Origin of the sequence: Enterobacter sp. ECC-249, from assembly GCF_043965265.1 — a bacterium.
GTDB classification, from domain to species: Bacteria; Pseudomonadota; Gammaproteobacteria; order Enterobacterales; family Enterobacteriaceae; genus Enterobacter; species Enterobacter quasiroggenkampii.
The window spans coordinates 2,669,601-2,691,760 of record NZ_CP143660.1 but is presented as its reverse complement, the minus strand read 5'-3'; the positions used below and the strand labels follow the sequence as shown (position 1 = coordinate 2,691,760).

Sequence of the window (22,160 nt, the reverse complement as noted above, 5' to 3'; positions counted from 1 at the left end):
TGGTCACCAGTCAGAGAATGCGGAAACCGTCCTGTTACGTTGAAAAGGTTTCCCATGCTCAGGCTCACTTCAGCCCGCGTTGCCGTTTGTCTCCTGCCGTTTGCCCTGGCGGCATGCGGCGATATTTCCGCGAGTGACGATCCGCGCACAAAGCCACCGCTTGTCAGATCCGCATCCGTCGAGCTTGCGAACAATACTGCCCGCGCCTTCACGGGTGTTGTCGTCGCAAGAACGCAAAGCGACCAGGGCTTCCGGGTTCAGGGTAAAATCCTTGAGCGGCTGGTTGATACCGGGCAGACCGTCAAACAGGGTCAGCCCTTGCTGCGCCTGGATCCGGTTGACCTGAAATTACAGGCCCAGGCGCAGCAGCGCGCGGTGGATGCGGCCCAGGCGCGCGCGCGAAAAGCCACCAGCGACGAGTCGCGCTATCGCGGTCTTGTTGCGTCCGGCGCCGTGTCCGCCGCGGAGTATGACCAGATCAAAGCGGCGGCCGATACGGCCAGGGCGGATCTCAGCGCTGCCCGGGCGCAGGCCAGCGTGGCGCAAAACGCCACGGGCTATGCCGTGCTGCTGGCGGATTCAGACGGCGTTGTGATGGAGACGCTCGCCGAGCCGGGTCAGGTCGTCAGCGCCGGACAGGTGGCAATCAGGCTCGCCAGAGCGGGACAACGCGAAGCGCTCGTCCAGCTTCCGGAAACGCTGCGCCCTGCCGTCGGCAGCGAAGCGCAGGCCACGCTGTATGGCAATGAAAAACATCCGGTCAGCGCAACGCTGCGCCTGCTGTCTGACTCAGCCGATGCCACAACCCGCACGTACGAAGCCCGCTACGTGCTGGATGGCCCGCTGGCAAACGCGCCGCTGGGGGCGACCGTCACGCTGAACATTCAGGACAATAAAGCGGAAGGTCAGGTCATGCAGGTCCCGTTGGCCTCACTCTACGATGCGGGTAAAGGGCCAGGCGTCTGGCGCATTTCCGCCCGGCCGGCAAAGGTCGCATGGACCCCAGTTAAGGTGCTGAGCGTAGGCGAAGATACGGTCCAGGTCACGGGTGGCGTGAAGCCCGGGGAGACGATCGTTGCGTTAGGGGCCCATCTTCTGCACGAAGGTGAAGTCGTCAGGCTTGCAGAACAACGCCATGCCGCTCCGGCGGAGAACGCGCCATGAGCCAAAGTCGATTCAACCTGTCAGCGCTGGCCGTCCGCGAACGTTCCGTCACGCTGTTTCTGATCGTTCTGGTCACGATTGCCGGTATTTACGCCTTTTTTGGACTGGGACGCGCGGAAGATCCGCCCTTCACGGTAAAGCAAATGACGGTGATAACCGTCTGGCCGGGTGCGACCGCGCGGGAGATCCAGGATCAGGTAGCCGAACCGCTGGAAAAGCGCCTGCAGGAGCTCAAGTGGTATGACCGTACGGAAACCTATACCCGCCCCGGCATGGCTTATATCACCTTGTCACTGCAGGACAAAACCCCGCCTTCTGAGGTGCAGGAGGAGTTCTATCAGGCGCGTAAGAAGCTTGGGGATGAATCCCGGCGTCTTCCGGCGGGCGTCATCGGCCCGATGATCAATGACGAATTCGCGGATGTCACCTTTTCCCTCTTTGCCCTGAAAGCGAAAGGCGAACCGCAGCGGCAGCTGGTACGCGATGCCGAAGGCCTGCGACAGCAGCTTCTGCACGTTCCCGGGGTGAAAAAAGTGAACATTATCGGCGAACAGGCCGAGCGGATTTATATCGCCTTCTCCCATGACCGTCTGGCGACGATGGGCCTCTCACCGCAGGATATTTTTAATGCCCTCAACAGCCAGAACGCCCTGGCCGCGGCGGGTTCGATTGAGACCCGGGGCGCGCAGATTTTTATCCGCCTGGACGGCGCGTTCGATGAACTGCAGAAAATTCGCGATACGCCTTTAGTCGCCCAGGGCAAAACGCTCACGCTGTCGGATGTGGCAACGGTTGAACGAGGCTACGAAGATCCCCCGACGATGCTGATACGCAATCAGCATGAACCCGCCCTGCTGCTGGGCATTGTCATGCGTGAGGGCTGGAACGGCCTGGCGCTGGGTAAAGCGCTGGATGCGGAAACGGCGAAAATCAACGATAGCCTGCCGCTTGGCATGACCCTGACCAAAGTCACCGATCAGTCCGTGAACATTCGCTCGTCGGTCGATGAGTTCATGATCAAATTCTTCGTCGCCCTGCTTGTGGTAATGGTGGTCTGTTTTGTCAGCATGGGCTGGCGCGTGGGGGTGGTGGTTGCAGCGGCGGTACCGCTGACGCTGGCGGTCGTTTTCGTGGTGATGGAAGCCGCGGGAATAAACTTTGACCGCGTCACGCTAGGCTCCCTGATCCTCGCCCTCGGCCTGCTGGTTGACGATGCCATTATCGCTATCGAAATGATGGTGGTGAAGATGGAGGAAGGTTACGACAGAATCAAAGCCTCGGCCTACGCCTGGAGCCACACCGCCGCGCCGATGCTGGCCGGTACCCTGGTGACGGCCATTGGCTTTATGCCGAATGGGTTTGCGCAGTCGACCGCCGGGGAATACACCAGCAATATGTTCTGGATTGTCGGCCTCGCCCTGATTGCCTCATGGTTTGTCGCGGTGGTGTTCACGCCCTATCTTGGGGTGAAGATCCTGCCGGCGATCCCCAAAGTAGAAGGAGGTCATGCCGCCATCTATAACACGCCTCGCTATAACCGTTTTCGAGAGCTGCTTGCCCGCGTTATCGCCAGAAAATGGCGGGTGGCCGGGTCAGTGGTCGCCATTTTCATTCTGGCCGTGCTTGGCATGGGGCTGGTCAAAAAACAGTTCTTCCCGACCTCCGATCGCCCGGAAGTGCTGGTTGAGGTGCAGATGCCTTATGGCACCTCGATTGCGCAAACCAGCGCCGCAACGGCAAAAATAGAAGCGTGGCTGGGCCAGCAGCCGGAAGCCAAAATCGTCACGGCCTATATTGGTCAGGGCTCGCCCCGTTTCTATCTGGCAATGGCTCCAGAGCTGCCCGACTCCTCTTTTGCGAAAATCGTGATCCTGACGGACAGCGAGACGTCGCGCGAGGCGCTTAAGTTCAGGCTCAGGGAGGCTGTCGCCAGCGGCCTTGCGCCCGAAGCCCGCGTGCGGGTGACGCAGCTGGTGTTTGGCCCCTACTCGCCCTTCCCGGTTGCCTGGCGCGTGTCGGGGCCGGACGTCAAACAGGTACAGGACATCGCCGATCGGGTGAAAGCCGTGCTTCAGGCAAGCCCGATGATGCGAACCGTCAACACCGACTGGGGGTCGCGCGTTCCGGTATTGCATTTCACTCTCGATCAGAACCGCCTGCAGGCGACCGGCTTAACCTCCAGCGCCGTTGCAGAGCAGCTTCAGTTCCTGTTATCAGGCGTGCCTGTCACCTCCGTGCGGGAAGATATTCGATCGGTAGACGTCGTTGCCCGCGCGGCGGGTGATATCCGCCTCGACCCGGCAAAAATCGAAGGCTTTACCCTGGTCGGCAATGCGGGACAGCGCGTGCCGCTGTCTCAAATCGGTGGGATTGAGATCGGCATGGAAGATCCGATCCTGCGTCGTCGCGATCGCACCCCCACGATTACCGTACGGGGCGATATCGCCGACAATCTTCAGCCGCCGGACGTGTCGGTCGCCATCATGAAACAGCTCCAGCCGATCGTTGATGCGCTGCCGGCCGGGTACCGTATCGACATGGCGGGTTCGATTGAGGAGTCGGGTAAAGCCACGCAGGCCATGTTACCGCTGTTCCCAATCATGATTGCCCTGACGCTGCTGATCATCATTTTGCAGGTGCGCTCACTCTCCGCGATGGTCATGGTGTTCTTAACCGCGCCGCTGGGGCTGATTGGCGTCGTGCCGACCCTGCTGATATTTAATCAGCCGTTTGGCATCAACGCGCTGGTCGGTTTGATTGCCCTCTCCGGCATTCTGATGCGCAATACGCTGATTCTGATCGGTCAAATCGATCATAACCAGAAGGACGGCCTCGACCCGTTCCAGGCCGTTGTCGAGGCGACGGTCCAGCGAGCGCGACCGGTCTTACTGACCGCCATGGCCGCCGTGCTGGCGTTCATCCCCCTGACGCATTCGGTGTTCTGGGGCACGCTGGCCTGGACGCTGATCGGCGGAACGCTGGGCGGGACGATCATTACCCTCGTCTTCCTGCCCGCGATGTATGCGATCTGGTTCCGGATCCGCCCGGTTGAACAACGCGTGCAGCACGGCACGGAAAACGTGTAAACTACCATTAGTAGATAACTAATCTGAGGAAAGCATGGTTGTTAAGCGCTTAAGAAAAGAGGACCGCCGCGTGCAGCTGCTGGAGGTTGCGCGTGGGATCGTGCGTCAGCAAGGCACCGAGGCGTTGACCCTTGGCTATCTGGCAGAACGGGCCAACGTGACCAAGCCTATCCCCTACGACCATTTCGGCGATCGTGAAGGGCTGCTGATGGCGCTGTATCAGGACTATAGCGATCGGCAGCTGGCGAAATTCCGCGAGACGCTGGCGGTTGACAGCAAAACGCTGGAGAAGACGATCCGCTTTTTCAGCGCGGCCTATATCGACTGCGCGATTGCCGCCGGGCCTGAAACCGGACCAATCGCCGCGGCGCTGTCCGGTTCTCGCGCGCTGCAGACGTTCCGGGAAGCATGCGTGGCCGAATGTGCCGACTGCCTGCGCACCGCGCTTGCGCCTTTTATCGTCTTAAAAGGCGTTCAGGGGGAAGCGGTACTGACGGCCATCATTGGCGCGGCGGAGGCGCTCAGCACCGCCGCGGGCAGCGGCGTGCTCGCCCGAAACGTTGCGGAAGATACGCTCAGCGGTGCCATGACCGGGGTGCTGGAGACCTACGCGAATAGCACAAAATGATCGTCGGTGGCGGATTGACACCTAAGTTACCAATAGTAATATAGGAGTCAATTCTCACCCATCCGAGGTCGCTATGTCTGCTACAAATGCCATTAAAAACGCGCTGATCGTGACGGCACACCCAATCGACAATTCGTTATCCCATACGCTGGCAGCCCGTATTGCCGGGAAATTACGCGAGCAAGGAACACAGGTTGAGATCGCCGATCTGCATGCTGAAGGGTTTAATCCAGCCATGTCTCGTCCCGATCTCGATTTGTATCACGGCGATCCCAGCGCCCTTCCCGACGATATCCTGCGCGAGCAGCAGCGCGTCGAGCGAGCGGATATGCTGGTGTTTGTCTTCCCGGTGTACTGGTGGTCGGTCCCCGCGCTGTTGAAAGGCTGGTTCGATCGCGTATTAACCCTGAACTGGGCGTATAAGGTGGCCGACGATGGCCGGATTGTAGGCAACTTACGTGATGTTCCCGTCCGTCTGATTGCCACCGGCGGCAGCGATCTCGCCGGATTCGACAAACACGGCTACTCAACGGCGATTCAGACGCAGATAATCGAAGGCGTATTTGGCTTCTGCGGGCTGAAGAACGTTAAGCTCGATATCCTTTACCAGGCAGACACGGCGACGCCTGGTCAGGTTGAGGAATTCCTGAGCAAGCTCGGGAGCCTTAAATAAAATCGGCTCGCGCGAGTTGAATCGGCGAGATCTTATCTCTTAACCCGGCTCGCCTTTCCGCGCGCCGGGCACAAAAGAGAATAATTACAGGATAAAACCAGCGTCACCCACCTGTGCCTGAGCGTACCATTTCATCAGTTTCTCGGTGCCGGGCTCGTTTTCTGCAGGTGACCATGGGGCGGTATCATGCTCCGGAACAGGCTGGTAGCCGCCGTGTTTTACTTCAAAAATGACGCCGCCTTTATCCAGCGACAGCACGGCATGCCAGATACCGGCCTCCATCTCCACCACTTTGCAGTCTTCACCTAACACCACGCGCTGGGTCACGCTACCGCTGTCATCAAAATTCAGCACCAGAAAGCGACCGCTCAGCGCCGTCAGCAGTTCAAAGGTGTGCGGATGGCGATGGGGGCGGACATAGGTACCGGGTTCCATTGCAATGGCCAGGCGCTGCACCGGGTCGCTCAGTTCAGGGTGTAAATTACGATGAGCGCGTAAGCGAGGAGAATTTGCGGCCTGCTCGCTTTGCTGCTGCAGGTCACTGAAAGTAATTTGTTTCATATACACCTTTAGGAATGTGGGCTGTCTACGGCAACCCGATTGCCGCAGGACGTTATACCATCCTGAACGGTCGAAGAGCGATGGGATTTGTGAAACAAATCACTGCCGGGCGAGTGGTCAATCCCCCGGCAGGAAGCTCATCAGTAGAACTGACATGAAAACCGCCATTCCCCTTCTGATGACCGGTGAAAGTAACCTATACCGTTATCCGCCCACATCCAGTTTACTTTTTCTTCTGACCCAACCTGAAAAACAAACTCTTCGATACCCACACCGTGTTGTATCTCAGTCGGAAATCCCCCTACCTTGGTTCCCCTGTAGCGATTGAAATCTTCAAAAAAACTATCACTGGCCTGCTCATCATCATTTACGCAAGAGAGATCAATAATATCCCAGGCATCTTCCCATCCAGGAGCATCGTCAATGACACTCAGCCATTGAACTGGAAACGGCCGATACGGCGTGTCCAATTCAGGCAATAGCTGAAGCCCTTCAAGGGTGGCATACTCGCGAATTAACCATCCTTCACCGTGCGGTTCGTCAAAGGGATGTTGTTCCAAATTGTGAAACAACACCAGAAGGGCTATGCCCTTCAACTGGTCAGGAATAACAGAAAGCTCGTCGACCCTTATCTGAAGAAGTGGAAACATTGGTTTGCCCTTCCAGGTGGGTAATCCTTCATCTGCACGAGAAGCGCCCTTCAGAAACCATGACGTAATGGGATCTTCAGGCGGCCGGAACCCACCGACCTGCGCGACCGATGCGGGTCTTAGCCTGGTCCGGAGTTCTTCTAAAACTGACGCACTCTCTAATTTCATGTTTGCTCGCCTCTGTAGACGCTTGTCGGATAGATATTCTGCTGTTCATTGCAAGTTAATCATCACATCTGGAGAATCTCATTGAATAATAAAACCTATGTTGAGTAAAACTCACATTGATTCCGACTATTTCTCGTTTTTCAAACCCGATCGCATTGAAATACCATCCCTTTATTCCCGGTCTCTTCCTGGCCTGGAACAGAGAACGAAATTCAAATAATAAATAAACCTGCATGTATATGGAGTCCCAATGACACTCGATGTTTTATTTCATCTAATGAAAATGATCTCACCTGAAAAAAACATCGCGGGTGAAAATATACATGCGTTAATAACGTTACTTTCGTCAGAAGGCGATAGCGCCGAGGTGCTTTCACCCTTTATTCATCGCCTGCATCTGCTCTCTTTCGCTCAAAACAATCCGGGTAACGCAGAAGAGTTGCTTTCTGCGCATTTACCAAAAGAAGACGGGATCCTTCCGGTTCTGGACTTCGCGGACTGGCCCCGGGTGCGTTACGTGGGGTCAGGTGAAGTTCAGACGCCTGGTTCCGAGGATTATTTCCGAACAATCACCGCTGCCGCCAATGTGTTACGCTCAGCGCTGATTGAAGCTGAGCGCGAAAAAGGTACGCCTGCGCTTTATATACTGGATAAATTACTCAACCTGAACAGCGCCCTGCCGGAAAGATATAAAAAGATGGCGAATATTCCCTACGCATAAATACGTTCATTTTGCGGAATATCCCATAATAAATATTCCGCTATTTATTAAACCCGCTTTTCATTGTAATCAAGACAGACAATATCCAAAGAGGGCACCACTGGCGCATTAAGGTTAAGCCAGGTCAGCAACCGTTCAATACTCTGTCCTCTGAGGGAATTTTTGGGCCAGACAAGGTAGTAACCGTCTCCTGTTGCTATCGCCTCCCTGAAGGGCAGCGCGAGCAGGCCGCTTTTCAGCGCGTCGAGCGTGAGCCGGAGATCGGCCATCGCCACGCCGTGACCGTGCATGGCCGCAAGGCTTCCCTGCTCCAGGGTGTCGAACACGATCCCACCGCTCATGTCGAGGCCGGGGAATAAGCCCGTCCTTTTCAGCCAGCGCTTCCAGTCCCGTCTGTCCGGTGACGGATGAATAAGATCGCACTCAGGAAGCTGATGCCGGGCCGACTCCAGCAGAGTCGGAGTACAAACCGGAATAAGCCATTCGCTGAACAGTAGCCGACTCTCGGTTGACTCGCCGAAATAGCCGTTACCGAGGAGGATCGCACAATCGTAAGGTTCCCGGCTGAAGTCAACCGTGTCGAAGTCCATCCAGACGCTGGCAATTTCGATTTTCGGCTTCGCGTGGTTCTCGCGAAAGGATTTAAGCACATCCAGAAGCCATCGCATCGTCAGCGAGCTGGGCGCTTTGAGGCGCAGAAGATGGTTTTCACTTTTGAATGCGCGACAGGCCCACTCAATGTTCGAGAAACTTTCGCTAAGCTGCCCGGCCAGAATACGCCCGGCGTCGCTGACCTCCACTCTCGGCCCCTGCCGCTTAAACAGCTCGCAGTCGAACCACATTTCAAGCGTCTGGACATGCCTGCTGACCGCCCCCGGCGTGATATTCAGGACTTCAGCCGCTTTGCTGAAGGAGTTCAGCCGTGCGGCAACTTCAAACGCGCGCAGCGCATACAGTGGCGGTAAAGACATACATTTCCTTTCTGTAAGGTGTAATCATGCAGTTTTTGTATTATCGGCGCTCGGTGACGTTTCCCCCCACTCCTCAGCCGGAAACGTCAGCAGCAGCACCCTGAGCAGGGACTCAAGCTGCGCGCGCTGCGCCTCAGAGAGGTTTCTCAGCAGCGCATTTTGCGTTTGCGTATGCACGAGCAGCGCCTGTTCGATACGAGCCTGCCCGTGCGGCGTCAGGCTGACGAGCGAGCTGCGCTTGTCATCGGGATCGGCAATCCGCCTGATAAGGCCTTGTTGTTCAAGATGGTTGAGCCGGTTCGTCATCGCCCCTGAGGTGATCAACAGCGATGTATACAGCTGCGTGGGAGAAAGGCAGTACGGCTCACCGGCGCGGCGCAGCGTGGCGAGCACGTCAAACTCGCCCTCGCGAAAGCCAAACTGCGCCATCGCCTCCGCCCATTCTTTTCCCAGATGCTTCATCAGCCGGAGCATTCGGCCAAAAATCTTCATCGACGAGGCGTCCAGCTCCGGCATAGCGCGGCTCCACTGGCCGACGACGAAATCTACATGGTCTTTCATTTTCACCTCTAATGGGGTGGGTATTTATCCTGTTGTGCGGTACACCTTACGCAAAAACACATTTTATCTTAACGTTAAGATAAATGCTCGCAGCGATTTACCCGGGCCATTCACAACCGAAAAGGATGCCATGTTGAAACGCACACCGCCGTTACTCTTCGCCGTTATCGCTTTTATCGTCGGGCTGAACCTGCGCCCCATTCTGGCCTCGGTCGGACCACTTTTCTCCGTGCTGCAGCGCGAAGCGGGACTCACCGCGACGCAATTCAGCCTGCTGACCACCCTGCCGGTGGCGATGATGGGACTGGCTGCCCTGTCGGGACCCTGGCTTTTAGCCAGAGTCGGCGCCATACGGGGAATTATGTTCGGGCTGTTCATCCTGCTGGTAGCCTGCTTATTACGCGGTTTTAGCGCCTCACCGGAGAGTCTTATGGGCACCGCGTTACTCGGCGGGGCCAGCATAGGCACTATCCAGGCGTTAATGCCTGCCCTGATAAAAAAGGAGTATACGCAAACGGCCAGCACGATTATGTCGCTATTCAGCACGGGCATTATGGCCGGAGCTGCAGTCGCCGCCGCCAGCGCCGAGCCGCTGTTTTCATGGCTCACGCTCAAGCCCGCACTGGCTATGGCAGGGCTGTTAGCGCTGCTGGCGTTGATAATGTGGTTAACTCTGGTTAAGCATACTCAAGGGGAAAAACCAGCACGCGAAACCGTTACGCTCTCGTCCTCCCGTACAGCACTGCTGTTGCTCTTTTTCGGCGTGGGAACAGGAGCCTACACTCTGGTATTGGCCTGGCTGCCCCCGCTCTATATTCAGGCGGGATGGTCCGCACGCAGCAGCGGCTACATGCTGGCCTGGCTGACGTTAACCGAGGTTGTCGCAGGGTTTGCCGTCTCCGCGCTGATCGGTAAATTCCCCGACCGTCGCGTGCCGCTAATCGCCGTATTGTTGCTGCTGCTGGCGGGATTACTGTGTCTGGTCTTTTCGCCGGGTACGACGCCTGTGTTATCCACGCTGCTGCTTGGCACCGGGATCGGCGCCCTCTTCCCGCTGTCGCTCATCGTCACGTTCGATCATGCGCGAACGCCCGCGCAGGCCGGCAAGTTACTGTCTAAAGTTCAGGGAGGTGGATACATGATTGCCGCGCTTATGCCGTTAATTGCTGGGATCGTTCGCGACAATTCGGTCTCGCTGACCAGCGCATGGCTGATCATGAGTGCGGGAGTCGTGCTGCTGATCGTCATCGCGCTGAATTTTAAACCCGTCGTGGACGTGCAGGCATGATGAATGCGATACCAGAATTGAGGGTCGTTTTTCAGCCGATCGTAAGATAAATTCAGGGTGGATTTCACCTCATTCAGGAGTGGATATGTCGCAGACGTTACCAGCAATTGATGTCTTATTTGTCGCCGGGTTCGGGCCCATTTCGCGGGATACGGAGTCCAGCGCCGCGTTTTATGTCCAGACACTCGGCCTTCCGCTGAAGCCGATGGAGGGGAACAGTGATTATCTGCTCACTGAAGAGGGCAAGCTGGAAGGCGTGAAGCATTTTGCCGTGTGGCCGCTCGCGCAGGCGGCTACGTCCTGTTTTGGAGAAGAACAGTGGCCAGTTGAGCACCCGATACCGCAGGGATGGGTTGAGTATGAGGTGCAGGATCTGGACTCGGCTACCCGCATTCTGAGTGACAAAGGCTATCGGCTGCTGGTGGCTAACCGCACCGAACCGTGGGGCCAGACCGTTACTCGCCTCCTCAGCCCGGAAGGTTTGCTTACCGGGCTGACGATTACACCGTGGCTGCGGGGGTAATGAGGAAGCGTTTGTGGTGCCGTTTTCAGAGGCGCGAACCACAATTAAAAGCGAATTTTTTCCCGCAGCTGACCCTTATTTCGCATCGAGACAGTAATGATTTAAATATTACCGGCCTCCTCCTCAGGTGGCCTAAAGTCAAATATTGCTCCTTACGTCAAATTATAAAAAAATTACCAAAACTGGCAGTTGATTCTTATTTGTGTGACTTTTAATATTTCCCTGCAACTCATTGATTAATTTGTTTTAGGGAAATAAAAATGACAAGAAATATTGTTGCGGGAATGATGATGGCCGCGTTTTCAGGGGCAGTATATGCAGGTTCCTCACAAGCCATACCGGATTTTTCACCGGAAAGTTTAACGGTTTCAGCCTCTGCCGGGATGCTGAGCGGAAAATCCCACGAGATGGTTTATGACGAAGTCACAGGAAGAAAAATTAGCCAGCTGGACTGGAAAATAAAAAATGTTGCTATTCTGAAAGGCGATATTTCCTGGGATGCATACTCATTTTTGACACTTAACGCTCGCGGTTGGACATCTCTGGCATCAGGCTCTGGTCATATGGATGACTATGACTGGATGAATGCAAAACAATCCTCCTGGACAGACCATTCAAGCCACCCGGCAACCAACGTGAATTATGCCAATGAATACGATCTCAACGTTAAAGGCTGGATCTTCCAGGGCGACAACTATAAAGCGGGCGTAACCGCAGGTTATCAGGAAACCCGCTTCAGCTGGACGGCGACCGGTGGCTCTTACAACTACGACAACGGCGCCTATCAGGGGAACTTCCCGGCAGGCGAACGCGGTATTGGCTATAGCCAGCGTTTCTCTATGCCGTATATTGGTCTTGCAGGTCAGTACCGCTTCAATGACTTTGAATTTAATGCCCTGTTCAAATTCAGTGACTGGGTACGTGCACATGATAACGACGAACACTACATGCGCGATCTGACCTTCCGCGAAAAGACATCGGATTCCCGCTATTATGGTGCGTCTGTTGATGCGGGATATTACGTGACGCCGCACGCCAAAGTTTTTGCTGAATTTACCTATAGCAGTTACGAAGAAGGTAAAGGCGGTACGCAGATTATTGATACCAATACCGGTGACTCCGGCTCTATTGGTGGGGATGCGGCAGGTATTTCTAACCATAACTATACCATTACAGCGGGTCTGCAATATCGCTTCTAATTCAGGCGAAACGCAGTCGATTGTAAAAGCAGACAAGGCCCCTGACGGGGCCTTTTTCGTTACGTTGAGCTAATTCTCATCAATGTGAAAAACGTTTGGATTGACAGGGTCTGATTCTGAAGTACGCCTTTGCCAGGGACAGCCCCAGAATGCCTGCCATCCAACCCCAGGTGTTGGCGCCAGCTTCATTTCCTTTAACTGGCGCGTTTCAAAAAATAACAGTTTTAACTCAAAACAAGAGATTGTAATATGGTTGCAAGGTGCTAACAATCAATTACAGACATGGCGTTAGTTATTGATGAGCCTGGCACACCAGCAACGTCAAACCCCAAAAAATGAATTTAACTTATCAAGGAAACAAATGAAAGTCATCATATCGAGTGTAATAATTGGCGCGTCAGTATTGCTATCAGCTGCGATGTTATCAGGAAATATAGAATTTAAGAAACAGAACATTTTAAGTAATGATAACGGTCATGTATCATTAGGAAAGGTTTATAGTGAAAATGCATTTATCGATGTTGAATTAAAAACTGACAGCGATAACTCATCCATCTTCAAACTTACCGATTTATCTATCGGTTCTTATCAAAACGGCATTAAGAGCGAAATTCAGTCAATTATTGATGAGTATAACAAAGATAAACCCGATGATAAAAAAACAACTGTAGACAGACTTTCTTTAAAAGTCCCTGCAACACTGACATTGAAGATCCACAATGTATATCACTCTGAAAACATGCCGGCGTACAATCTCACAATAGATACCCAATCCATAAAATTTGGCAAAGAGACTGCAATTTTAAAATCTGTTTTAGAAGCATCAGATAAAATAGTGAAGGATAATAACCAACGAATTCAGGACACCTTTTTCTTGTCGAAAAAATAGCTCTATAATTCATATGCTCGCTATGCTAGTGTGGACCACCTACTTTGCGTTCCTCTTCATTAGCGAGCCGTCTGCTGTTATAAACAATAACGTCCGCTCCCGGCACAACGCGTAAAAAATAGCGTTTAGTCCGACAGGAGCACAGAGCGGGCGTTATCTTCTCTCGAGTATGAGTATTTCGGCATGCTCTAAAGGAGAACGGTTCGGCTATCAGAAACCTTACATTTCCAGTGCCGCAAGAATTACAGGGTCTATTTTTTCTGGCGTCGTCATCGGAGCAAAACGCTTGAGTGGTTTACCGTCGCGGCCGATCAGAAACTTAGTAAAGTTCCACTTGATCCGCCCACCCAACACGCCGGGCAATTCGTTTTTCAGATAACGAAACAGCGGGTGCGCTGCGCTACCGTTAACCTCGACCTTCTCAAACATCGGGAAGCTCACGCCGTAGTTGATGAAACAGGTTTTCGAGATTTCGTCGGTGCCGCCGGGTTCCTGTTTACCGAACTGGTTACATGGGAAGCCCAGCACCACCAGCCCTCGATCGGCGTATTTCTTGTATAGCGCTTCAAGACCAGCATATTGCGGCGTGAATCCACACTGGCTGGCAGTATTCACGACTAAAACCACCTTTCCCGCATAGTCGGCCATTGAGGTAAGCTGCCCATCGAGACGGGCGGCGCTAAGTTGATAAAAGCGAGTCATATTAAAATCCTTCAATTCAGGCCGTAAAGTCACGGTGACCATCAACAATGCCGTCACCGTGTAGAAAGTTTACATTCAAGCAGGCTAAGTGTGATACATTCCTGGCGCGCCAATGACCCCTACACTTGCTATCAGGTATGCAGAACATAACAAAAAAAATTCACTGGCTTCTGCTTACTCTCCCACTCCTCAGCGGCTGTGGCACACTCTCACAAATGTCCTCCCCGGAAGGTACTCAGGAACTTCTCACCCATGACTCGCTGGATGGCGACGTTGACAGCGTAGTGCGTCACTATATGGCGCAAAAATCCGTGCCTGGAATGACGGTCGCGGTGATCCATAATCACAGCTCGCCGCAGTTTTACACCTGGGGCGTAACCGATGCGGTCAATCGCTATCCGGTCAGGCCCGACACCCTGTTTGCACTCGGCTCGCTCAGCAAAGGGATCACGGCGGAAGTGGTGACTTGTCTGGTCAATGAAGGGCAACTGAACTGGAACGATAACCTGGCGACATTGCTACCGCCGGGTACGCCGCTTAGCGCGGATGCACAAAAAATCACCCTGCTTGAACTGGTAACCCACACCTCCGGCCTGCCGCGTCAGAATATGGATGTTCCGATGCTTGGAAAATTTATCGGCTATTTAAGCACGGGCGATAATTTCTACGGTGAGCTGGATAGCGATAACGTGCTGAGCTACCTCGCCGACTGGCGAGCGCCAAAGAATAAAGTTCCGCAATACTCCAATACCGGCTACGCGCTGATCGGCTACATCCTGAAACACAAAACCGGCGAAGATATCCAGAGTTTAGCCTCGCGCTACATTTTCCATCCGCTGCAGATGGCTAACAGCAGCTTTACGCCGCAGCAGCTAAAAGGATACCCCCAGCGGGCGCTAGGCCACGCGGGCGATCAGCCTAAATTTATCCCGCGCGGGCAGCTCACGCCGGACTGGCATTTTTCCAATAATATGGTGGCGGCAGCGAGCTTATACAGCAACGCTGAAGATCTGGCGGCCTATGCGCGCTATCACGTATCGACGACTCACAATCGCCTACTGGACAGCGTCTTTGCCGAAGTCAGGGATACCGACATTCAACGACCTGACGGAGTACAGGGTATTGCCTGGACCACCGACTTTATCGGTCTGGAGAAAATCACCTATCAGGTCGGCTATATCGGCGGCTACTCCAGCTTTATCGGTTATGACAAAGAAAGAGGCAATGCGGTGGTAGTGCTGCAAAATACCTTTAACTGGAGTAATTACATTGGCATCGCGCTTTTGATGGATATGGCGAAAAAAGACGGCCTTATTACCTCTGGCAACCGTTTTGCGAATAATAGGATGCCTGAACGCGTTTATCAGCAATAACGGTGAACGCCCGCCGTCAGATTCAGGCCTGATGTGCCAGATCTTCACGAGTCGGCCCCTGAAAGTAGATAGTACTAATATGGCAACTTCGAGGCTGAGTCAGCACAAAACGCATCGTTTCCCAGATTGACCATCCATTCATCAGACGCTCCCCCATTCTTGTTTGATTATCGACATGCGCATCTAAACCGGTCAGTTCAAAATCAGGCGGATATAACCCGGTTACCCGAATATTTTCTTTGGATGCGTTTTCTGACAGTTTCGTTGTAAAGCCGCTGAGCCCGTGTTTGCTGGCAAAAAAAGCGGGATGGGCAATGGAATCTGTAAAATTCGGAATACCGCATGCGGAAATAATCGCAATGATGTCAGCGCTCTCTGAGCGTCGCAATCCTGGAAGCAGTGCCTGGGTGAGCAGGATTGAACCAGTCAGGCCTGAACTGACGGTACTGACGATTTCTGTGCTCGATTGTTCGTCTATCGTCCCTGACAGCCACTGAGCAGCATTCAGTATTAAAATATCGATTGGCTTTTCTGAACGTAAGACCTGTGAAGAGAACTGAGAAACGGATTCCGGCTGGGCTAAATCGCAGAGATACCCTCTTGCCGCCCCCCCTTCAGCCGCGATGAGGGCGCAGGTTTTTTCAATATCCTCGACCCGACGGGCGCTAAAATCCACGTCAACGCCCTCTCGCGCCAGCCAGACGCAAAGCGCCTGACCAAATCCCCCACCGCCACCCGTGATAACAGCGCGTTTTCCTCTCAGCATAACTCTGCGTCCTTTATCGTGATGAGTCTGTGTTGGAGGATTTATAGCATGGTGAGGCGGGGGAACATCTTCCCGTTAGTGCCGTGGCGCGATCTTCCCGTCTTACACCGCCGACTTCGGCCGTAAATTCTCGTCAAACGTCAGCCGTTTCCGGTCAGGCTCAGCCTCGCGCAGCGGCTCGACCTGGTGCATAGTGAGCTTGCAGCGTTCCACCAGCACCTGGTATTCCCGCGTGCCCTGCTGCTTCCAGGCCAGCTCCTGCTCGCTCAGCTCACGGATCGCTTTGGCCGGGCTGCCGATGATCAAATGGTTGGCGGGCATCTCCGCTTTGGCCTTCACGAACGCCGCCGCGCCGACGATGCTGTTTTCACCGATGACCGCGCCGTCCATCACCACCGCGTTCATGCCCACCAGCGCATTGCGGCGGATCACGCAGCCGTGGAGAATGGCGCTGTGACCGATATGCCCGTCCTCTTCCACCACCGTGTCCTGCTCCGGGAAGCCGTGCATCACGCAGTTATCCTGAATGTTGGCGCCGTCTTTCACCACGATACGGCCAAAATCACCGCGCAGGCTGGCGTTAGGACCAACGTAAACGCCTTTGCCCAAAATCACGTCCCCAATCAGCACCGCCGTCGGGTGAACGTAGCTCTCGTCAGGCACGACCGGCGTCAGACCATCAATTTGATAAACTGGCATATTCACTCCTTATGCGCTTGTAAGACCACCAAAGCGTTGATAGTAGAGCGTGCCGGGCACGGGCAGTTCGCCGACAGAGGTTTCGCCCTTCTCGCTGACAAACGCCAGCGCCCCCGGCGCGACACGCTGATAGATATTAATGCAGAGCTGTCGGGCGCTTTGCCCCGCCCAGTGCGCGGGCAGTAACTCTTCCGGCAGCAGCGGGTCCTTCAGCACTACGCGACGATAAAAGTGAATCAGCAGCAGCTGGATCTGGAAGCAGCGTTCCGGCGTCAGCTCCTCTGGCGCGGCCTCTTTCAGCAGCGGCAGCAGCGGCCGGAATGAGCTGATAAACGACTCGTACATCGCGTTTTGCTCGGTTAACTGCCAGCACTCTTCTACGCGTGAACGCAGCGCGGCGCGCGAGAGCGCCAGCGGCGAGTGGGCTTCAAAGAAAATCACGTTTTCCGCCACGCCGGCATCGTGAAGCAGGGACTGCACGTCCGCCAGATGCTGCGACGGCGAGGCCATCAGGCTCGGCGCCAGCGTGCCAAACCCCTGCCAGATCAGCTGCTTTTTGACATCGGCGAGAGTGGTTTTGTCCAGCCCTTCTGAGAGCAGCAATAGCCATTTGCCGTCCCAGGCGGGCAGTTCCGCGCGGTAGATCTTATTCTCCGCACGGCGCGTCAGGCGCAGCCCCTTATCGCTCAGGCGGTAAAAGCTGCGTCGCCCGATGCGCGAGACGTCCAGCCAGCCCTCTTTGTTGAGGCGAAACAGCGCGGTACGCACGAACCGTTCGCCAAACCCCATACCTTCCAGCAGGGCGGCCAGGCTGCCGAGCCAAATCTCACCGCCGCGATGGGAAAGCGCGTCACCGTATAACGAGGAGATAAGCGAGGTCCCGCTGACGGGAACGGAGCTGACCGCGTGCTGGATAAAGGCGTCGAGTTTATTCATGTGATTCATTCTGTTGTTATTTTTGTCCTGGATGAATCATAGCATAGGAATTCGGGGTAGATATCCTCACCCCTCACCCTGACCCTCTCCCCTGAGGGGAGAGGGGAAAAGGCCGCACCGAGCTGTCTCTTATCCCCTTTCTGGGGAGGGAAAAGGCCGCACCGTACCGTCCCTTCTCCCCTTCGGGGAGAAGGCCAGGATGAGGGGGTGTTGTTTTAACCGTTGGCCGCCGCCTTACGCAGATCAAACACCCGGCAGGCTTTGCCCTCAGAGCGCGGGATGCTGCCACAGTTCACGATCGTCACGTCGGTGGAAATCCCCACCATCGACTTAATGCGGTGGCGCAGCTGATGACACACCTGACAACGCTGCTCGTGGGTCAGCGTGAGGCTGCTCTCTTTTAGCTCCACCTTCACGGAAAGTGAATCAAGATGCCCGCGACGGTTCACCTCCAACTGGTAGTGCGGCGAAAGATGTTCGAACTTGACGATCTCCTCTTCCAGCTGCGACGGGAAGACGTTGACGCCGCGGATGATCAGCATATCGTCGCTGCGGCCGCTGATCCGGTCCATACGGCGCATGCTGCGTGCGGTGGCCGGGAGCAGGCGCGTCAGGTCGCGGGTGCGGTAGCGGATCACCGGCAGCGCCTCTTTGGTCAGCGTGGTGAACAACAGTTCGCCCTGCTGACCGTCATCCAGCGGCGTGCCGTCGTTCGGGTTGACGATTTCAGGGTAGAAGTGATCTTCCCAGATGGTCGGCCCGTCGACGGTTTCGATACACTCCATCGCCACGCCCGGCCCCATCACCTCGGAGAGGCCATAAATATCCAGCGCCGTAATGCCTAAGCGTTTTTCAATTTCGCGGCGCATGGCCTGCGTCCACGGCTCGGCGCCGAATACGCCCACGCGCAGGGAACAGGTGCTGGCGTCGCCGCCCATCTGGCGCTCCAGCTCTTCTATCAGATTGAGGCAGTAGGATGGCGTCACCATGATCATGTCCGGCTGGAAATCGCGGATCAGCTGCGCCTGTTTCTCCGTCTGGCCGCCGGACATTGGGATCACCGTCGCGCCTAAACGCTCGGCGCCGTAGTGCGCCCCCAGCCCGCCGGTAAACAGGCCATAGCCATACGCCACGTGAATTTTGTCCTTCGCGCTGCCGCCCGCCGCGCGCAGGGAGCGCGCCACCAGGTTGGCCCAGTTATCAATGTCGCCCTGCGTGTAGCCGACAACCGTCGGTTTGCCGGTGGTGCCGGAAGACGCGTGAATGCGTACGACCTGCTCCATCGGCACGGCGAAGGTATCGAACGGATAGTTATCCCGCAGATCCTGCTTGGTGGTGCACGGGAATTTACGGATATCCGCCAGCTCTTTGAAATCGTCAGGGTGAACGCCCGCGGCGTCAAACTTGCGTTTGTACATCGGCACGTTGTTATAGGCGTGATGCAGCGTCCATTTCAGACGCTCGGTCTGCAGCGCCTGTAACTCGTCAAGGGAGGCCGTTTCAATCGGATCAAGCTTTGTTGTATTTGTCATTGTAGGGTACTCACATTGTTTTTATGCTCAAACACGCTCAAGGATCATGGCAATGCCCTGACCCACACCGATGCACATCGTACACAGCGCGTAGCGCCCGCCGCGTCGGTGCAGTTCGTTACTCGCGGCCAGCGCCAGCCTGGCGCCGCTCATGCCCAGCGGGTGGCCCAGCGCAATCGCGCCACCGTTCGGGTTGACGTGCGCGGCATCATCCGGCAGGCCCAACTGACGCAGCACGCCCAGCGCCTGCGCGGCGAAAGCTTCATTAAGCTCGATCACGTCCATATCGTGAATACTGAGTCCGGCGCGCTCCAGCACCTTGCGGGTGGCGAGTACCGGGCCGAGCCCCATCAGACGCGGCTCCACGCCCGCCGTCGCCATCGCCACGATCCGCGTGCGAGGAACTAACCCCTGCGCCAGCGCCATCTTCTCGCTGGCGACAATCAGCGCCGCCGCGCCGTCGTTGACCCCGGAGGCATTTCCGGCCGTGACCACCCCGTTCTTACGGAACGGCGTTTTCAGCCCGGCAAGCTGTTCGAGCGTGGTATCCGCACGCGGATGTTCATCCACGCTGAACTCCGTGATTGCCCCTTTTTTACCCGGCACCGGCACCGGGACGATCTCCTGCGCCAGAATGCCGTTCTGCTGCGCCCGAGCGGTACGCTGCTGGCTGCGCAGCGCGAAGGCGTCCTGATCGGCACGGCTGATATTTAACAATTCAGCTACATTCTCTGCCGTTTCCGGCATACTGTCAGTTCCGAATTGCTGATGCATGAGCGGATTCACAAATCGCCAGCCGATGGTGGTATCGAAGATCTCCGCCTGTCGCTGAAACGCCGCGGTGGCTTTGCCCATCACAAACGGCGCGCGGGACATCGACTCCACGCCGCCCGCAATCAGCAGGTCGCCGTCGCCCGCCTTAATGGCGCGCGCCGCAAAACCAATCGCATCCAGCCCCGACCCGCACAGGCGGTTAATGGTGGTTCCGGACACCGTCTGCGGCAGCCCGCCCAGCAGGGACGACATGCGCGCTACGTTGCGGTTATCTTCCCCCGCCTGGTTGGCGCAGCCGAAAATCACGTCGTCAATCCGCTCCAGGTCGAGCTGCGGGTAGCGGGCCAGCAGCGCGCGCAGCGGCACGGCACCGAGATCGTCAGTTCGAACAGCGGAAAGTGCGCCGCCGTAGCGGCCCACCGGGGTTCGAACACCATCACAAATAAATGCGTCACGCATCAGGCCTCTCCTGTCACACTGCCGCCGATGCGGTGAGATTTTCCGCGAAAAAGGGCGACGGTTTTCTGTTGCTGGTTTTGGATTTCAATGTCATACACGCCTGTCAGCTTGCCCTGATGCATCACCCGCGCGGTGGCGGTGAGCGTGTCCCCGGCAAAGCCCGGCCGCAGAAAATCAATCGAGCAGCCAGAGGCCACCGCCGCCAGCCCCTGGCTGTTGCAGGCGTAGGCAAAGGCGGTGTCCGCCAGCGAAAAAAGCTGCCCGCCGTGGCAGGTTTTATGGCCGTTCAGCATCTGCGGGGTGATGGTCATGGTCACCACCGCGTAGCCCTCGTCCATCTCGACAATGTCCATCCCCATCGCCTGCGCGCAGGCGTCCCGTTCGTACATGGCGCGGGCGTTATGCCAGGCGTTATGACTCATAGCTACTCTCCAGAAGCGCGCGCTGGCGCAGCAGTGAACAGGGGCGATAACGCTCTTCGCCGTAATGGCGCTGCAGGTTCTCCAGCAGCGTCAGCAGGCGCTGCCAGCCCAGGCGCTCGCCCCAGGCGATCGGCCCGCTCGGGTAGTTCACGCCCAGGCGCATGGCCGTGTCGATGTCCTTCTCGCTGGCGACCCCTTTTTGCAGGGCATCCAGCGCCTCGTTGGCAATCATCGCCAGCGTGCGCCAGATAAGCAGGCCGGGATAATCGGCAATTTGCACCACCCGATGTCCCTGCAGCTGCAGGTAGCGGATGGCTTTTTGCGTCGCGGTATGCGGGTTGCTGGCGGCGGCGGCAATGACCGCCACGTCGCGCTCAATGCGGTCTACAACCACCACCGGGCCGTTGAGCCGCAGCGCCAGCGCCTGCGCGGTTTCGCCCTGCGTTTCAATCAGGTACACATCATCAATTTCGGTGACACCGTCACCTCTTTTTTCCACGCGCATCGCGCTGTAGCTGTCGTTCACGGCGGTCATCCACCGCACCTCAGGTTTGTCGCCCTGCCAGTCGTATACGCCCTTCCCGCTCTTTTTACCCAGCCTTCCTGCCAGCACCAGCTCCTGCTGAACCAGCGAAGGCAGGAAACGACGCTCCTGCCAGAAGGCGTTAAATACCGAGCAGGTCACCGCGAAGTTCACATCCTGACCAATCATGTCGGTCAGCTCCAGCGGCCCCATCGGGAAGCCGCCGCCTTCGCGCAGGGCGACGTCAATCACCTCAGGCGGAGCGACCTGTTCTTCCAGCGCGCGCCAGGCTTCGGAATAAAACGGACGCGCGACGCGGTTGACGATGAACCCCGGCGTCGACTGGCAGCGAACGGGCTGTTTGCCCCAGTTCAGCGCCAGCTCGCACAGCGCGTCGGCCACTTCCGGAGAGGTCGCCAGCCCGCTGACCACCTCCACCAGCTTCATCACCGGCGCCGGGTTAAAGAAGTGCAGCCCTGCGACGCGTTCCGGGTGGTGGACGTCCGCCGCAATCGCCGTGACGGAGATGGAAGAGGTGTTGCTGGTCAGCACCGTCTGCGGCGGGCAGATCTCAGCCAGCCGGGCAAACAGCGCCTTTTTCACCTCCAGACGCTCGGAGGCCGCCTCTATGACCAGATCGGCTCCAGAGAGCGCCTCGATATCCGTGACCGGAACCAGCCGGGCAAGGATCTGGCTCCCGGCATCGGCGGAGAGCTTTCCGCGCGTTACACGGGAGGCCAGACGCTGGCGGATCCCGTCGATGGCGCGCGAAATCGCATCGGTAGAAATGTCGTAGATCAGAACCTGATGACCATGGCTGGCGGCAACTTCGGCAATCCCTGCGCCCATCGTGCCGCTGCCAATTACGGCAACAGTGCGTATGTTCAGCATC

At 56.3% G+C, this 22,160-nt stretch carries 22 protein-coding genes; 10 read left to right on the top strand and 12 right to left on the bottom strand.

The window, feature by feature from the left end; all coding sequences use genetic code 11:
- Positions 1–54 precede the first annotated feature (54 nt).
- The 4 genes from V1587_RS12975 to V1587_RS12960 all read left to right on the top strand — a co-directional run bounded on the left by V1587_RS12975 (position 55) and on the right by V1587_RS12960 (position 5,551).
- A complete protein-coding gene (locus V1587_RS12975) occupies positions 55–1,164 on the top strand; it encodes an efflux RND transporter periplasmic adaptor subunit (RefSeq protein ID WP_371897505.1) in 1,110 nt (369 codons plus the stop codon).
- Positions 1,161–4,250, top strand: a complete 3,090-nt coding sequence (locus V1587_RS12970) for an efflux RND transporter permease subunit (RefSeq protein WP_395314355.1) — start codon at positions 1,161–1,163, stop codon at positions 4,248–4,250. The genes V1587_RS12975 and V1587_RS12970 overlap by 4 nt, the downstream gene beginning before the upstream one ends.
- A gap of 34 nt (positions 4,251–4,284) precedes the next feature.
- Complete coding sequence (locus tag V1587_RS12965) at positions 4,285–4,878, top strand: TetR/AcrR family transcriptional regulator (protein ID WP_371897507.1); 594 nt, start codon at positions 4,285–4,287, stop codon at positions 4,876–4,878.
- A 73-nt stretch (positions 4,879–4,951) separates the two neighbouring features.
- Positions 4,952–5,551, top strand: coding sequence for an NAD(P)H-dependent oxidoreductase (locus tag V1587_RS12960; protein WP_395314354.1), 600 nt, complete (start codon positions 4,952–4,954; stop codon positions 5,549–5,551).
- Between the two features lie 84 nt (positions 5,552–5,635).
- On the opposite strand, the gene V1587_RS12955 is transcribed toward V1587_RS12960, so the two are convergent.
- Together V1587_RS12955 and V1587_RS12950 are read right to left on the bottom strand one after the other, a co-directional pair.
- Positions 5,636–6,112: a WbuC family cupin fold metalloprotein gene (locus V1587_RS12955; RefSeq protein WP_371897509.1), complete on the bottom strand. Its 477-nt coding sequence runs from the start codon at positions 6,110–6,112 to the stop codon at positions 5,636–5,638.
- A gap of 140 nt (positions 6,113–6,252) precedes the next feature.
- Positions 6,253–6,930, bottom strand: a complete 678-nt coding sequence (locus V1587_RS12950) for a DUF1963 domain-containing protein (RefSeq protein ID WP_371897510.1) — start codon at positions 6,928–6,930, stop codon at positions 6,253–6,255.
- Positions 6,931–7,180: 250 nt separating this feature from the next.
- Here V1587_RS12950 and V1587_RS12945 point away from each other — a divergent pair, with 250 nt between their 5' ends.
- Positions 7,181–7,651, top strand: a complete 471-nt coding sequence (locus V1587_RS12945) for a hypothetical protein (RefSeq protein WP_371897511.1) — start codon at positions 7,181–7,183, stop codon at positions 7,649–7,651.
- Between the two features lie 47 nt (positions 7,652–7,698).
- On the opposite strand, the gene V1587_RS12940 is transcribed toward V1587_RS12945, so the two are convergent.
- Entirely contained in the window at positions 7,699–8,622 is a 924-nt protein-coding gene (locus tag V1587_RS12940) for a LysR substrate-binding domain-containing protein (protein WP_371897512.1), read from the bottom strand.
- Positions 8,623–8,646: 24 nt separating this feature from the next.
- Positions 8,647–9,183: a MarR family winged helix-turn-helix transcriptional regulator gene (locus tag V1587_RS12935; protein ID WP_371897513.1), complete on the bottom strand. Its 537-nt coding sequence runs from the start codon at positions 9,181–9,183 to the stop codon at positions 8,647–8,649.
- 130 nt (positions 9,184–9,313) lie between these two features.
- On the opposite strand from V1587_RS12935, the gene V1587_RS12930 reads away from it, so the two are divergent.
- The 4 genes from V1587_RS12930 (at position 9,314) to V1587_RS12915 (ending at position 13,082) form a co-directional block, all read left to right on the top strand.
- Entirely contained in the window at positions 9,314–10,471 is a 1,158-nt protein-coding gene (locus tag V1587_RS12930; RefSeq protein WP_371897514.1) for an MFS transporter, read from the top strand.
- A gap of 85 nt (positions 10,472–10,556) precedes the next feature.
- The gene (locus V1587_RS12925; RefSeq protein ID WP_371897515.1) at positions 10,557–10,994 is read left to right on the top strand and encodes a VOC family protein; all 438 of its coding nucleotides are present in this window, start codon (positions 10,557–10,559) and stop codon (positions 10,992–10,994) included.
- Positions 10,995–11,254: 260 nt separating this feature from the next.
- Positions 11,255–12,193 carry an omptin family outer membrane protease gene (locus V1587_RS12920; protein WP_371897516.1) on the top strand — a complete coding sequence of 313 codons (939 nt, stop codon included), beginning with the start codon at positions 11,255–11,257 and terminating at the stop codon, positions 12,191–12,193.
- A gap of 298 nt (positions 12,194–12,491) precedes the next feature.
- On the top strand, positions 12,492–13,082 hold the full coding sequence (locus tag V1587_RS12915) for a hypothetical protein (protein ID WP_371897517.1): 591 nt from the start codon (positions 12,492–12,494) through the stop codon (positions 13,080–13,082).
- 219 nt (positions 13,083–13,301) lie between these two features.
- On the opposite strand, the gene V1587_RS12910 is transcribed toward V1587_RS12915, so the two are convergent.
- On the bottom strand, positions 13,302–13,784 hold the full coding sequence (locus V1587_RS12910) for a glutathione peroxidase (protein WP_371897518.1): 483 nt from the start codon (positions 13,782–13,784) through the stop codon (positions 13,302–13,304).
- A 137-nt stretch (positions 13,785–13,921) separates the two neighbouring features.
- Here V1587_RS12910 and V1587_RS12905 point away from each other — a divergent pair, with 137 nt between their 5' ends.
- Complete coding sequence (locus V1587_RS12905; protein ID WP_371897519.1) at positions 13,922–15,157, top strand: serine hydrolase domain-containing protein; 1,236 nt, start codon at positions 13,922–13,924, stop codon at positions 15,155–15,157.
- A gap of 22 nt (positions 15,158–15,179) precedes the next feature.
- Here the strand turns inward: V1587_RS12905 and V1587_RS12900 are convergent, their stop codons facing one another.
- The 7 genes from V1587_RS12900 to paaH all read right to left on the bottom strand — a co-directional run bounded on the left by V1587_RS12900 (position 15,180) and on the right by paaH (position 22,159).
- Positions 15,180–15,923, bottom strand: a complete 744-nt coding sequence (locus V1587_RS12900; protein WP_371897520.1) for an SDR family oxidoreductase — start codon at positions 15,921–15,923, stop codon at positions 15,180–15,182.
- A gap of 102 nt (positions 15,924–16,025) precedes the next feature.
- On the bottom strand, positions 16,026–16,622 hold the full coding sequence (gene paaY, locus V1587_RS12895; RefSeq protein ID WP_023619119.1) for a phenylacetic acid degradation protein PaaY: 597 nt from the start codon (positions 16,620–16,622) through the stop codon (positions 16,026–16,028).
- A 9-nt stretch (positions 16,623–16,631) separates the two neighbouring features.
- The gene (gene paaX, locus V1587_RS12890) at positions 16,632–17,567 is read right to left on the bottom strand and encodes a phenylacetic acid degradation operon negative regulatory protein PaaX (protein WP_028016008.1); all 936 of its coding nucleotides are present in this window, start codon (positions 17,565–17,567) and stop codon (positions 16,632–16,634) included.
- 206 nt (positions 17,568–17,773) lie between these two features.
- Positions 17,774–19,090 carry a phenylacetate--CoA ligase PaaK gene (gene paaK, locus V1587_RS12885; protein ID WP_133294331.1) on the bottom strand — a complete coding sequence of 439 codons (1,317 nt, stop codon included), beginning with the start codon at positions 19,088–19,090 and terminating at the stop codon, positions 17,774–17,776.
- Between the two features lie 27 nt (positions 19,091–19,117).
- Positions 19,118–20,323 (bottom strand): 3-oxoadipyl-CoA thiolase, encoded by a 1,206-nt coding sequence (pcaF, locus tag V1587_RS12880; RefSeq protein WP_371897521.1) that lies wholly within the window; start codon positions 20,321–20,323, stop codon positions 19,118–19,120.
- A complete protein-coding gene (gene paaI, locus V1587_RS12875) occupies positions 20,323–20,745 on the bottom strand; it encodes a hydroxyphenylacetyl-CoA thioesterase PaaI (protein WP_395314353.1) in 423 nt (140 codons plus the stop codon). Before paaI ends, pcaF begins: the two co-directional genes overlap by 1 nt.
- The gene (paaH, locus tag V1587_RS12870; RefSeq protein ID WP_395314352.1) at positions 20,735–22,159 is read right to left on the bottom strand and encodes a 3-hydroxyacyl-CoA dehydrogenase PaaH; all 1,425 of its coding nucleotides are present in this window, start codon (positions 22,157–22,159) and stop codon (positions 20,735–20,737) included. Before paaH ends, paaI begins: the two co-directional genes overlap by 11 nt.
- Position 22,160 lies beyond the last annotated feature (1 nt).

What these genes read in the sequence shown, in the direction of transcription:
- V1587_RS12925 (WP_371897515.1), top strand. Translation starts at nt 10,557, where the DNA reads ATGTCGCAGACGTTACCAGCAATTGATGTCTTATTTGTCGCCGGGTTC.
- paaY (WP_023619119.1), bottom strand. Translation starts at nt 16,622, where the DNA reads ATGCCAGTTTATCAAATTGATGGTCTGACGCCGGTCGTGCCTGACGAG.
- V1587_RS12915 (WP_371897517.1), top strand. Translation starts at nt 12,492, where the DNA reads ATGAGCCTGGCACACCAGCAACGTCAAACCCCAAAAAATGAATTTAAC.
- V1587_RS12975 (WP_371897505.1), top strand. Translation starts at nt 55, where the DNA reads ATGCTCAGGCTCACTTCAGCCCGCGTTGCCGTTTGTCTCCTGCCGTTT.
- paaX (WP_028016008.1), bottom strand. Translation starts at nt 17,567, where the DNA reads ATGAATCACATGAATAAACTCGACGCCTTTATCCAGCACGCGGTCAGC.
- V1587_RS12970 (WP_395314355.1), top strand. Translation starts at nt 1,161, where the DNA reads ATGAGCCAAAGTCGATTCAACCTGTCAGCGCTGGCCGTCCGCGAACGT.
- V1587_RS12950 (WP_371897510.1), bottom strand. Translation starts at nt 6,930, where the DNA reads ATGAAATTAGAGAGTGCGTCAGTTTTAGAAGAACTCCGGACCAGGCTA.
- V1587_RS12910 (WP_371897518.1), bottom strand. Translation starts at nt 13,784, where the DNA reads ATGACTCGCTTTTATCAACTTAGCGCCGCCCGTCTCGATGGGCAGCTT.
- V1587_RS12920 (WP_371897516.1), top strand. Translation starts at nt 11,255, where the DNA reads ATGACAAGAAATATTGTTGCGGGAATGATGATGGCCGCGTTTTCAGGG.
- V1587_RS12960 (WP_395314354.1), top strand. Translation starts at nt 4,952, where the DNA reads ATGTCTGCTACAAATGCCATTAAAAACGCGCTGATCGTGACGGCACAC.
- V1587_RS12955 (WP_371897509.1), bottom strand. Translation starts at nt 6,112, where the DNA reads ATGAAACAAATTACTTTCAGTGACCTGCAGCAGCAAAGCGAGCAGGCC.
- paaI (WP_395314353.1), bottom strand. Translation starts at nt 20,745, where the DNA reads ATGAGTCATAACGCCTGGCATAACGCCCGCGCCATGTACGAACGGGAC.
- paaK (WP_133294331.1), bottom strand. Translation starts at nt 19,090, where the DNA reads ATGACAAATACAACAAAGCTTGATCCGATTGAAACGGCCTCCCTTGAC.
- V1587_RS12905 (WP_371897519.1), top strand. Translation starts at nt 13,922, where the DNA reads ATGCAGAACATAACAAAAAAAATTCACTGGCTTCTGCTTACTCTCCCA.
- V1587_RS12965 (WP_371897507.1), top strand. Translation starts at nt 4,285, where the DNA reads ATGGTTGTTAAGCGCTTAAGAAAAGAGGACCGCCGCGTGCAGCTGCTG.
- V1587_RS12935 (WP_371897513.1), bottom strand. Translation starts at nt 9,183, where the DNA reads ATGAAAGACCATGTAGATTTCGTCGTCGGCCAGTGGAGCCGCGCTATG.
- V1587_RS12940 (WP_371897512.1), bottom strand. Translation starts at nt 8,622, where the DNA reads ATGTCTTTACCGCCACTGTATGCGCTGCGCGCGTTTGAAGTTGCCGCA.
- V1587_RS12930 (WP_371897514.1), top strand. Translation starts at nt 9,314, where the DNA reads ATGTTGAAACGCACACCGCCGTTACTCTTCGCCGTTATCGCTTTTATC.
- V1587_RS12900 (WP_371897520.1), bottom strand. Translation starts at nt 15,923, where the DNA reads ATGCTGAGAGGAAAACGCGCTGTTATCACGGGTGGCGGTGGGGGATTT.
- paaH (WP_395314352.1), bottom strand. Translation starts at nt 22,159, where the DNA reads ATGCTGAACATACGCACTGTTGCCGTAATTGGCAGCGGCACGATGGGC.
- pcaF (WP_371897521.1), bottom strand. Translation starts at nt 20,323, where the DNA reads ATGCGTGACGCATTTATTTGTGATGGTGTTCGAACCCCGGTGGGCCGC.
- V1587_RS12945 (WP_371897511.1), top strand. Translation starts at nt 7,181, where the DNA reads ATGACACTCGATGTTTTATTTCATCTAATGAAAATGATCTCACCTGAA.